This window comes from Geodermatophilus sp. URMC 62, assembly GCF_052931475.1.
In genome coordinates this window covers 2,982,802-2,994,219 of record NZ_JBRFHY010000001.1, presented here as the reverse complement: position 1 = coordinate 2,994,219, position 11,418 = coordinate 2,982,802, and the positions used below count along the sequence as shown (strand labels likewise).

Genomic DNA, 11,418 nt, shown 5'->3' with positions numbered 1-11,418 from the left:
CGGTCAGGGGGTCAGGGGCTTCTTGCCACGCGGGAAGGTGCTGCGCGCCAGATCGGCGCCCCGCTTGTGGACGTAGAAGGTCCGGCGGAAGGAGAGGACTTCGTCCCCGTCCTGGTTGAGGGTGCGCGTCTTGATGGTGACGATGCCGGCCTGGGGGCGGCTGCCGGACTCCCGCTTCTCCAGGACCAGCGACTCGGAGAAGAGCGTGTCGCCGGCGAACACGGGATGGGTGAGGACCAGGCCGTCGAGGCCGAGGTTGGCGAACGCGTTCTGCGTCGTGTCGGTGACCGACTGGCCGATCGCGATCGCGATCGTGAGCGTCGAGACGACCAGTGGCCGGCCGAACTCCGACGCCTTGCCCACCTCCGCGTTGAAGTGCGACTGGTTCGTGTTCATCGTCAGCAACGTGAACCAGGTGTTGTCCGCCTCGGAGACCGTGCGCCCCAGCGGGTGCTGGTAGACGTCCCCCGGCTGGAAGTCCTCGAAGAAGCGCCCCTCCCACCCGGGTCGGACGGTCGGGGTCAGCTCGTCCTGCGCCATGTGCTGATCGATCCTCTCTGCCGTGCTCCACCGGGACGTGCTCGGGGCGCGTACCGCGAGTCGACCACCAGTCCACCAGGGAAGGAAGGGCCCCGCGACAGCTCGTGCGTCGTTCGGCGCGGGGGCCACCGGGGGAAGCTGACGCGACGGTCCACCCATCCCCGCGCGCGACGGCCGCGGCAGCCGGACCCGGATCCTGCCACGGGTTCGCTGGCGGTACGACTGTGCGCTGTTCGGCGACCGCTCGCCTGGCGCCCCACCCGGGGCCTGGTGCAGGCGGACCCCTCTGCAGGGTCGACGTGTGTTCGCTCAGCGAACAGGTTGGTAGACTTCCGAGTATGGAAGCCGGTGCCCGTGCGCGGGACAACTCCGACGGTGGCGAACGCCTCGAACAGCTGGAACGCGCCATGGCGGTGCTCGAGTCCTTCGACCGGGAGCACCCGGCGATGACTCTCAGTGAGGTCGCGGAACTCACCGCGATGACCCGCGCGGCAGCACGGCGGATCCTGCTGACCCTGCGCGCGCTCGGGCACCTCAAGTCCGACGGTCGCGAGTTCTCCCTGACGCCCAAGGTGCTCAGTCTGGGCTGGAACTACTTCGCCTCCCTCGGGGTGGAGGAGATCGCCCGGCCGGTGATCGCCGAGACGGTCAAGCGGATCAACGAGTCGTGCTCCATGGCGACGCTCGATCTGCCCGACATCGTGTACGTCGCCCGGATCCACCCGCAGCGGGTGATGACGATCGGGGGTGGAGTGGGCAGCCGCCTGCCGGCCGCCGCCACGGCCGCCGGCCGGGTGCTGCTGGCCGGGCTCGACGAGGCCGCTCTGGACGAGTTCCTCGCCGAGCGTCCGCTGGAGCGCTACACGTCGCGCACGATCACCGACCCCGACCGGTTCCGCGCCGAGCTCGACGAGGTCCGCAGGCAGGGCTACTGCCTGGTCGACCAGGAGCTGGAGATCGGCCTGCGCGCCGTCTCGGTTCCCGTCGTCGGGCGGGACAGCCGGACGAGCGCCGCCCTGAGCGTCTCCTCGAACTCTGCCCGGACGACCCTGGCTCACATCCGGCGCGAGTGCCTACCGCCGCTGCGCGAGGCTGCCGAGGCCATCTCCGCTGCGCTCGGACCGTCCGGCGCCCTCGGTTCCATGCCCTGACCCGGAGGACGCCGCCGTCGACGGGCGGCGTCCTCCGGGGCGCGGCCACTGCGACTACACCGTGATCACCAGGTTGCCGTACTCGTCGCAGGTCGCCGTCTGCCCCGGGCGGATGACGACGACCGTGTCGGGCAGCTCCAGCAGCATCGGGCCCTCGAGCCGGCCCTCGAGTCGCCCTCCGCTGACCCGCAGCACCGGCGTCTCCACGCGGGCTCCCTCCTCCGCCCAGTAGACCGGCCGGGAGGTCCGCTCGACGTCGGTGGCACCGGGCGCCCGGGCGATCCCCGGACGGTCCACGATCCCGCGCGCCCGGAGCACGAAGCCGGTCAGGCTCACGCCGCCGGCCTGATGGCCGGAACCCTCACCGTGCAGGTCGTCGTAGAGCCGGGCGAAGTCCGTCCCGATGCCCTCGACGGCCGCCTCGTCGAGCGGTTCCCCCGAGATGGGCACCTCGATGGTGTGCAGCTGGGTGGTGTACTTCATCCGCACCGACCGGTCGATCGCCACCTTGTCGCCCTCGAAGCCCTCGGCGGCGAGGATGCCGCGCGCCTGCTCCTCGAGATCGGCCAGGACCGTGTTCATCCGGTTCGGATCGACCGGCATCTGGTGCTGTTCCCAGCGCTGGACGACGTGGATGACGTCGGCCACCGTGGCGCCGTAGGCCGACCAGGCGGACGCCATGTGCAGCATCGGCACGATCACCTTGCGCACCCCCACCTCCCGCGCGACAGCGCCGACGTGCACCGGCCCGCCGCCGCCGTAGGCGAAGACCGTGTACTCCCGCGGGTCGAAGCCACGGAGGATGCTCATCCGCCGCAGCAGGTCGGCCATCTTGGCGTCGATGATCTGGTTGATGCCGGCAGCGGTCGCCTCGAGCGACAGGCCGAGCTGGTCCCCGAGAGCCGACACCGCCCGCTCCGCTGCCGCCCGGTCGAGCTTCCGCTTCCCGTGCAGGAAGTTGTCCGGGTCGATGACGCCGAGGACGACGTCGGCATCGGTCACGGTCGCCTCGGTCCCCCCGTTGCCGTAGCACGCCGGGCCCGGCATGGCGCCGGCGGAGCGCGGCCCCACCTGCAGACCCCCCGCCGCGTCGAGCCAGGCGATGCTCCCTCCCCCGGCCCCGACCGTGTCGACGTAGACCATGGGCAACGACACCTCGAAGCGCTCCAGCAGCGAGACGTCCCGGACGTCGGGCGTCAGCCCCCGGATGACGCTGACGTCGAAGGACGTGCCGCCCATGTCGGCGACCATGAGGTCCGGCTCGCCGAGGGCCGCGGCCACGTGGGCGCTGCCGAGCAGCCCGCTGACCGGACCGGAGTGAACCGTCCGGACCGGAGCCACCTGCGCCTCGGCCTCGGTGATCGCGCCACCGGCGCACTGGGCGTAGAGGATGCGTCCGCTGTACCCGCGCCGCCCGGCTTCCTGCTCGATCCGCTCGACGTAGTCCTTCATCAGCGGGCCGATGTAGGCGTTGATGATGCCGGTCATGGTCCGCTCGTACTCCCCGACGAAGGAGGAGACGGAGCTCGCCGCGGTGACGAAGATCTGCGGATGACGTTCGGTGATCAGCTGGACGGCCCGGTCCTCGTGGGCGCTGTTGCGGACCGACCACAGGAAGCTGACGGCGATGGCCTCCACGCCGGCCGCCACGAGCTCGTCGGCCGCGGCGAGGACCTGGGCCTCGTCCAGCGCCACGACGACCTCGCCGAGGTAGTCGATCCGCTCGTTCACCTCGCGGATCAGCGCGCGGGGCACCACGGGCTCCGGCTTGTCCCCGCGCGGGAGATCCCAGATGTGGGCGCCGTCGACCCCGGTCAGCCGGCCTTCGGCCTTCATGATCAGGGTGACGTCGCCGTGCCCGGAGGTGGTGATCAGGCCGACCTTGGCGCCACGGCGCTCGATCAGCGCATTCGTGCCCGTCGTCGTCCCGTGGACCAGGAGGCGGCAGCGGGCGAGGGCGTCGTCGAGCGACAGACCGAGCCCCGTCGCGGCGTCCTCGATGGAGTCGAAGAACCCACGGGCGCGGTTGTCCGGGGTCGTCGGCGACTTGCCGGGCTGCGCCGTCCCGTCGGGGAGCACGATCGCGCAGTCGGTGAAGGTGCCGCCGATGTCGACCCCGATCACGAGGTCCTGGTCGTCGGCGGACTGCGTCGCGGTCATGCCTGACCCTCCTGGCCGGTCGAGAGGTTGCTGAGATCGATGCGGACGTCGTCGCGCGGCGGATCATCGGCCCGGCAGAAGTCCTGCCCGAGCAGCCCGGCGCACTCGGGGCAGAAGTACTGGCGCAGCAGGAGGGTGTCGTCCCCGAACAGGGCCGGGTCCACGTACATCCGGTCGTCCACCTCGTGCGGCGGCCGCTGGGTGCTCGCCGCCCCCGAGAGGTAGGAGGCGTCGGCCGGCGCGAGCCAGGCCCCGCAGTCCGAGCAGCTCCAGCAGTAGGCACCCTCGAGGGAGCTGAGGTCGACGCCTCCGGCCGCGCCCGCCAGGACGGGAACCGGAGCGCCCTTCGGGACGTCCCGCACCGATGCGGTGGCGCCGGCCAGCCGCTCCGATCTGATCTCGGTCCTGAGGCGATCGGTCGCCGCCGCGTCGAGCGAGCCGTCCGCGTCCAGCACGACACCGTAGAACGCGCGCGCGGCCCCTGCGCTGGTGCGCCCACCGGCGACGTCCTCCGCCACCCGCTCGGGTTCGCGCAGCAACGGGTCGCCGTAGCCCCCGCCGCCGTTGTACTCGATGACGACGGCGTCACCGGGCGGAACGGGCATCAGCGTGGCCTGGGGGTGCAGCCGCTCGAAGCCGTCGATCTCGGCCTGGATCTGGTCGCGGTCACCAGGGAGCCGCCCTGCCGCCATGGCCTGACCGACCGCGCCGCCCGTCGTCCTGAGGAAGTTGCCGGCGAGGGCGAAATAGCCACCCGCCAGTCCGCTCGCGAGGTTCGCGCTCGGCTCCACGAAGACCAGCTGCGCGTTGCTCATGAACGACTGGGGGTGCGGGACCCACGCCGCGCCGACGCCGTTGCCCCCGCGCCAGCGGCCGGGCCCGCCGCTGTCCTGCACCTCGCGGCGGTACAGGACCAGACCCACCCCCTCCTGCTCGTTGGACTCCACGTTGCCGGCGGAGGTGCCGAGCATGAACCAGGACCCTGCCGAGTCCAGGCCGTCCTTGTGCGGGAAGGCGCCGATCGCACCGGCGAGGAGCGCCCCGTGCACCGACGCCGGTGGAGCCACCAGTGAGAAGTCGGGCTTGAGGCCGAAGGAGATGTCGGCCATCGCGACCGAGAGACCGCCCGAGCTCGTCGCTCTCTTCCGGAGCTCCGGTGGCGCGGAGAGCAGCATCGAGCTCACGCACAGCCCGGCCAGGTTCATCGTCACGAACACGCTGTGCAGCGCCGACGTGGCGGCCGGGGGGTTGGCGCAGCTGCGCGTCCCGAACGTCGGCTCCATGAGCATGTGGTCGGCGATCCCGGCGAAACACCCCTGCTGGTCCCAGGCCACGGCCGCAGCCAGCGCCGCGACCACCGCGGAGCGCAGCACCGAGTACGTCGAGTTCCCCGGTCCCGCCTGCGGCGAGGTGCCCTCGTTGCTGCAGATGACGTGCCGCCCCCGCTTGGTGAGGGTGAGGACCTCCTGGTGGCTCTCCCGGTCCACGCCGAGCGCTCCCGTGACGTACAGGCGGCGCGACCAGGTGCCGTCGGGGATCTGCTCGAGGCGGTCGCCGACGACACGGGAGGACTCGGCGATCATCTTCCGCATCACGCCCTTGACCGTGGCGGCACCGCGCTCCTCCACCAGACCGGCCACCCGCGCGACCATCGCCCGCACGCCGGCGATCCCGCTCTTGACGTTCAGGCGCAGCGTCTCCGGATCGCGACCGTGGTGCACCCACAGGTCCATGACGTCGGAGCGGAGCGTCCCGGAGTCCACGATCTTCACCGGCGGCGTGGCGGCGCCGTCCTCGTACATGTCCCGGGCGTGCACCGCCCATCCCCCCGGATCGACTCCCCCGAGGTCGCCCATGTGCAGGGCGTTGTAGACCCAGGCGAACAGCTTCCCGTCGACGAAGACGGGGCCGAACACGGCGGTGTCGGGCTGCTGGCCCGCCGCCACGTACGGGCTGTTCTGCAGGAAGACGTCCCCCTCGGCGATGCCGGGCGACCCGCTGCGGTTCTCCAGCGTCCACTTGACGACCAGGTCGGCGAGCGTCGAGAAGAACTGGATCGTCGGGCTGAGGACCACCGCCTCCCCGTCCTCGGTGAGCAGCGCGGTGGCGAAGTCCTTGGAGTAGATCACCGGAGCGGAGCCGGTCGTCCGCTGGATGATGTCGCCGTGCTCCAGGTTCTGGTGCCACATCCGGGACCGGAGGACCTGGTAGGTGATCGGGTCGACGTCCAGGTCGGCGTCGGTGTGCAGTTCGAGCCCGGGATCGATGGTGAGCTCGGGACGCGGGATGTAGGACCGCCGCAGCCCGTCCCAGGGCCCCTCACCCAGCGCGGCGAAGTCGACCTGCGGGTTGCGGATGACGCCGTCGTCGGTCGCGTAGCGGAAGGCGCTCAGGAGTTCCGTCATGTCGGGTCCTCGTTCCGTGTCAGGGTCGGTCAAGAGGTCGTGTCGTCGAGGAACTTCGCCGGGTCCACGAGTGCCTTGGTGCCGCCCTGCGCGTGCTGGCCGCCGTCGACGCTGATCTCCGCGCCGGTGATCCACGACGCGGCATCACTGAGCAGGAACGCGACGAGCGGCGCCACGTCGGTCACCTGACCCACCCGGCCCAGCGGGATCTGGGCCAGGTTGGCCACCCGGAAGGCCTCGGGGTTCTGGCGCACCAATGGTGTGTCGATGTAGCCGGGGAAGATCGTGTTGACCCGGATGTTGCGCGGGCCGAGCTCATTGCTCGCCACCCGTGCGAGGCCGCGCAGGCCCCACTTCGACGCGGTGTAGGCGGTGGTCCTGAGGCCGGTCAGCCCGGCCAGGGAGCTGATGTTGACGATCGAGCCGGCGCCGGGCATCAGCGGGACGACCGTCTGCATGCCGAGGAGCGGGCCGGTCAGGTTCACCCCGAGCGTCGTGTTCCAGGTGTCCAGGCTGACGTCGAGCAGGCCGTCTCGGGCGGGTATGGCGGCGTTGTTCACCAGTCCGTCGACCCGCCCGAACTCCCGGCGCACCTCGTCGGCGAGGCGGCCCCATCCGGCCGGCTCGGATACGTCGAACTCGAGCACCATCGCCGCTGCCGCACGCAGTTCGTCGGAGGCGGTCAGGTCGGTGCCGATGACCGTCGCGCCCTCGGCGCCGAGGTGCCGGACCTCCTCGAGTCCCTGCCCTCGGGCCGCCCCGGTCACCACGACGACCTTGCCTTCGAGTACTGCCACGGACCCTCCTCCGCCCACCGCGGAGTCCGGGGCAGGCACCCTGCCGCACACGAGGTCGGCCGACGACCGCGCACAACGGTGCGCTGACCGAACCGACGCTAATGTGAGCGCCGCCACGCCGTCAAGCGCCGCCCAGCCTGGTCACCAGCGGCGGACGGGACGGGGACCCGGCTGCCCGGGACAGGAAGCCGGCCGTGGTCGCTCCCCGGGTCCGTCAGCCCCACGTCGACGGCAGCGGTGGGTGCCCCGGGCACCGCCGTCCTCGGTCGCGAACCGTTCGACGGGGAGCTCCGGTCGGCCGGCACCCGGTCCGCACCGGCGCGATCGGCCGCGGTGGGCGTGGAGGTGCAGGTGTGCCGAGCCCCCGCGCGTCGCTCAGGTCGGCTCGGGGACGTCCCATGCCACGACGAGTCCGTCGAGCACGCTCTGGATCGCGGTGGAGAACATCCGCCTGACCTCGTGGCCGGGCACCAGGCGTGCGGTCGGCAGTCCGTCGAGCAGGGCCTCGATGGCGTGGCGCGTCTCGGCCCTGGCCAGCGCCGAGCCCGTGCACGAACAGGCGCCCCTCCCGAACCGCAGGTGCCTCGTGGCATCCGGACGGCGCGGGTCGACCACCTCGTCGATCAGGCCGTCGAGGAGCGACCGGTCGGCCTCGGCCTGGCGCCACAGTTCGCGGTCGCCGTCGAGCATGCGCGTGACCAGCTGCGCGATCAGGTCCACGGTGGTGTCGCCGCCGGCGAGGATCGACAGCAACACCGCTGCGAAGACCTCGTCGTCGGAGAGGCTGGGCTCGCCGTCGTCGCTGGTCGCGGTGATGAGGTCGGTGAGGAAGCCGTCCGGCAGCAGCTCCCGGAGCTCCTCTGGCATCTCGCGGTCCTTAGACGGGGCCCGGCCGAAGGCCTTCAGTCCGTGATGACCTTCACCGCGTGCGCGTGGGTGGTCACGATGCACGCCCCCGGTGAGGGACTGGAGAACACCGGGACCTCGCGTCGGGAGAAGGCCGTCACGGCCGCCGGATCCGCGACCTGCGCGGGTTCGAGGGGTCGCAGCCGTGCAGCACCGGGCAGCCGCCGGGCCCGTCTGCGAGATCTTGAGCGACTGCTCCGTCGCAGCAGGTGCGTCCGTTCCGGACGTCCGTCTCGCGCTCCTCGGGGTCGTCTCTCGTCGGGTCGGGCTTCGCCGAGTGTGGTGGCTCCGGACCACGCGGGCCTGTGCACCTCGACGGTGCGCGCAGGCGTCACTCCGCGCGTCGACGGCCAGGCACCGCGCTGCCCGGCTTCTGCCGACGTGCGGGGCAGCAGGCCGGCCGACAGGGACATGGATCGGAGTGCACGCCAGGTGCGCTGCGTCACAGCGGTCAAGGACTCGGCCGCGCACTGCCACTCCGGCGCAGCGGCGCCCTCGGCGAATCCGGCACCGGCCGATCGCGTGCGACCATTGCGACAGCGAGGGCGCCCACGGTACGCTCAGGGAACATTTGGGCGCCCACCGAACGGACTTCGCGTGACCACCTATTCGCAGCGACTCAGCGACTTCGTCGCGCAGCTGAAGATCGAGCAGATCCCTGCGGCCACCGTCGAGCACGCCGAGCTGCATGCACTCGATGCCCTCGGATGCGGCATTGCGGCGCACGCCTTCGGGGAGGCGGCATACGCCGTGAGCACCGTGCGGGAGATCGGCGGACGCGGCACGGCGACGGCGATCGGCGCCACGGACCTCGCTCCGGCCGACGCCGCATTCGTCACCGGCACGCTCTGCCACGCTCTCGACTTCGACGACACGCACCCCGTCTCGGTCGTCCACGTCAGCGCCGGCGTCGTTCCGGCCGCAGTCGCCGCCGCCCAGGCAGCCGGCGCGACCGGAGCGGACCTCCTGGCCGCGATCGTCGCCGGCAACGAGGTGTCGGTGCGCGTCGGCAATGCGGCCAGCGGTGTCTTCCACGCCCGCGGCTTCCACCCGACGGGTGTCTGCGGCGTCTTCGGGGCCACCGCGGCGGCATCCCGCGCCCGCGGGCTCGACGGCGTGCAGACGGCCGATGCGCTCGGCATCGCCGGGAGCATGGCGTCGGGGCTGCTGGAGTTCCTCTCGGACGGGTCCGAGACCAAGCGCCTCCACCCCGGCTGGGCTGCCCGCGCCGGCCTCACGGCCGCGGCGCTCGCGGCCAACGGAGCGACCGGGCCGGCGACCGTCTTCGAGGGCGCGCGGGGGTACTTCGCGACGTACGTGCACGGCGCGCCCAGTGACCTCGGTACCCAGGTGGAGGATCTCGGGAGCCATTGGGTCACCGACGAGATCGCCTACAAGCCCTACCCGGCGTGCCACTACACGCACGCCCCGGTCGACGCCCTGGCCGAGATCCTGGCGTCGACGCCGCTGCGCGCCGAGGACATCGCCTCGATCGTCGGCTACACCGATGCCACGGGAGTGTCGCTCGTCTGCGAGCCCGCCGCTGACAAGGTGCATCCCCGGACGGCGTACGACGCCAAGTTCAGCCTGCCGTACTGCCTTGCCACCCGGCTGGTCACCGGATCGCTCGACGTCGCGTCCTTCACTCCGGAGGCCATCGGCAACGCGGAGGTGGCCGGGCTGACCCCGCGGATCAGCTTCGAGCTTCGCCAGTACAACCCCACCCCGGACGCCTTCGGTGGAGGCGTGCGCGTCGAGACGGTCGACGGCCGGGTCCTCGAGCACGAGCTCCGCTACCAGCGGGGTGGCGCGGAGAACCCGATGACCACGGACGACGTCCTGGCGAAGTTCCGCACCAACGCCGGGTACGGCCTGTCGTCCGGGGACGTCGCGGCCCTCGAGCGGTCGACGCTCGACCTGCCCTCGTTGCAGGATGTGTCCTACCTCGACGCACTCGCGGCAGCGACCACGCGAAAGTGAGCTCTCCCGTGCAGCACAGCGACGTCCTCATCGTCGGCGCCGGACCGGTCGGCCTCCTGAACGCACTCGGTCTGGCGAGGACCGGGGTGAGCGTCACCGTCCTCGAAGCGGAGCCGGCCATCGGGGACGCGCCCCGGGCGATGGTCTACCACTGGTCGGTCCTGGAGGGCATCGAGCGGCTGGGCATCCTCGACGCGGCGAAACAGGTGGGCTTCACCAAGCAGGACTACGCGTACTACGTCTACGCGACCGGCGAGAAGATCGAGCTGAGCGTCGGCGTCCTGGAGGGGCTGGTCGCGCACCCCTACAACCTCCACATGGGTCAGCACAAGCTCGCCGAGATCGCCCACGTCGAGCTCGAGAAGCTCGACAACGTCTCGGTGCGGTTCGACAGCAGGGTCACCGGCATCGACCAGGACGACGACGGGGTCACGGTCACCGTCGACACCGGCGGAGGCTCCGAGCAGTTCCGCGCCTCGTACGTCGTCGGAGCCGACGGCGCGGCCAGCACGGTGCGCAAGACGCTGGGTCTCGGGTTCGAGGGGATCACCTGGCCCGAGGTCTTCGTCGCGACGAACGTCCGCTACGACTTCGAGGCGCACGGCTACGCACGCTCGACCCTGCAGATCGACCCGACCTACGGCGCGATCATCGCCAAGATCGACAACACCGGTCTCTGGCGGGTCACCTACGCGGAGCTCCCGGACATCCCCCAGGAGCAGATGGGCGAGCGCATCCCCCAGTGGTACGAGAAGCTGCTGCCGGGCGACGAGGGATACGAGCTCGACGCCTACCGTCCCTACCGCATGCACCAGCGCGCCGCTTCGTCGATGCGTGCCGGCCGGGTCGTGCTCGCCGGCGACGCCGCCCACGCCACGAACCCGACCGGCGGACTGGGCCTCACCTCGGGCCTCTTCGACTCCTTCGTGCTGTACGACGCCCTCGCCGCGGTGATCAAGGGGCTCGCCGACGACTCGGTGCTCGACCGCTATGCCGAGGAGCGCCGACGCACCTTCCTCGAGATCGCGTCGCCGCGCGCCAGTGCGAACAAGAAGCTCCTGTACCACACCAGCGACCCCGTCGAGCTGGAAGCGCAGCTGTCCAAGCTGCGGGCGCTCGCAGCCGACGAGGATGCCCAGCGGACGAACTTCATGTTCACCAAGCAGCTGGAGACGCCGCCGCTGGTCCAGCCCGTGGCGGTGGTCTGACGGACCCGCACGGGACGCCCTCAGCCTGCCGCGCGCTCCCGCCCGCCGGACGGACCCAGCTCGACCACGTCCCGCGGTGACACGGCGAACCGCTGCTCGAAGACGCGCGCGAAGTGAGCGTCCGGCACGTGAGCGACACGAGCGCGGGCGTTGTGCTCCTCCCACAGTTCGAGACGGCGGGACGCCGGCACTCCGACCGTGGTGAACGAGGCCCGCGCCGAACGGCGCTCCGAGAGGTGGTCGACCGGCTCGACGGAGCGACGGCCCCGGC

8 protein-coding genes are annotated in these 11,418 nt (G+C 71.5%); 3 read left to right on the top strand and 5 right to left on the bottom strand.

The genetic code is table 11. The annotated features are described in order from the left end of the window. Window positions 1–3: 3 nt before the first annotated feature. Entirely contained in the window at window positions 4–540 is a 537-nt protein-coding gene (locus tag ACU616_RS14550; RefSeq protein WP_446759161.1) for a MaoC family dehydratase, read from the bottom strand. A gap of 338 nt (window positions 541–878) precedes the next feature. Between ACU616_RS14550 and ACU616_RS14545 the strand changes: the two genes are divergently transcribed. Next, entirely contained in the window at window positions 879–1,691 is an 813-nt protein-coding gene (locus ACU616_RS14545) for an IclR family transcriptional regulator domain-containing protein (protein ID WP_446759160.1), read from the top strand. 54 nt (window positions 1,692–1,745) lie between these two features. Here ACU616_RS14545 and ACU616_RS14540 read toward each other — a convergent pair whose 3' ends face one another. From ACU616_RS14540 to ACU616_RS14525, 4 genes are all read right to left on the bottom strand, one after another. After that, complete coding sequence (locus ACU616_RS14540; protein WP_446759159.1) at window positions 1,746–3,851, bottom strand: hydantoinase/oxoprolinase family protein; 2,106 nt, start codon at window positions 3,849–3,851, stop codon at window positions 1,746–1,748. Beyond that, window positions 3,848–6,256 (bottom strand): hydantoinase B/oxoprolinase family protein, encoded by a 2,409-nt coding sequence (locus tag ACU616_RS14535; protein ID WP_446759158.1) that lies wholly within the window; start codon window positions 6,254–6,256, stop codon window positions 3,848–3,850. Before ACU616_RS14535 ends, ACU616_RS14540 begins: the two co-directional genes overlap by 4 nt. Window positions 6,257–6,285: 29 nt before the next feature. Continuing rightward, window positions 6,286–7,053 (bottom strand): SDR family NAD(P)-dependent oxidoreductase, encoded by a 768-nt coding sequence (locus ACU616_RS14530; RefSeq protein ID WP_446759157.1) that lies wholly within the window; start codon window positions 7,051–7,053, stop codon window positions 6,286–6,288. A 375-nt stretch (window positions 7,054–7,428) separates the two neighbouring features. Beyond that, a complete protein-coding gene (locus ACU616_RS14525) occupies window positions 7,429–7,920 on the bottom strand; it encodes a hypothetical protein (protein WP_446759156.1) in 492 nt (163 codons plus the stop codon). 636 nt (window positions 7,921–8,556) lie between these two features. On the opposite strand from ACU616_RS14525, the gene ACU616_RS14520 reads away from it, so the two are divergent. Together ACU616_RS14520 and ACU616_RS14515 are read left to right on the top strand one after the other, a co-directional pair. Then, window positions 8,557–9,939 (top strand): MmgE/PrpD family protein, encoded by a 1,383-nt coding sequence (locus ACU616_RS14520; RefSeq protein WP_446759155.1) that lies wholly within the window; start codon window positions 8,557–8,559, stop codon window positions 9,937–9,939. Continuing rightward, a complete protein-coding gene (locus tag ACU616_RS14515; protein WP_446759154.1) occupies window positions 9,936–11,147 on the top strand; it encodes an FAD-dependent oxidoreductase in 1,212 nt (403 codons plus the stop codon). Before ACU616_RS14520 ends, ACU616_RS14515 begins: the two co-directional genes overlap by 4 nt. The last annotated feature ends 271 nt before the right edge of the window (window positions 11,148–11,418 follow it).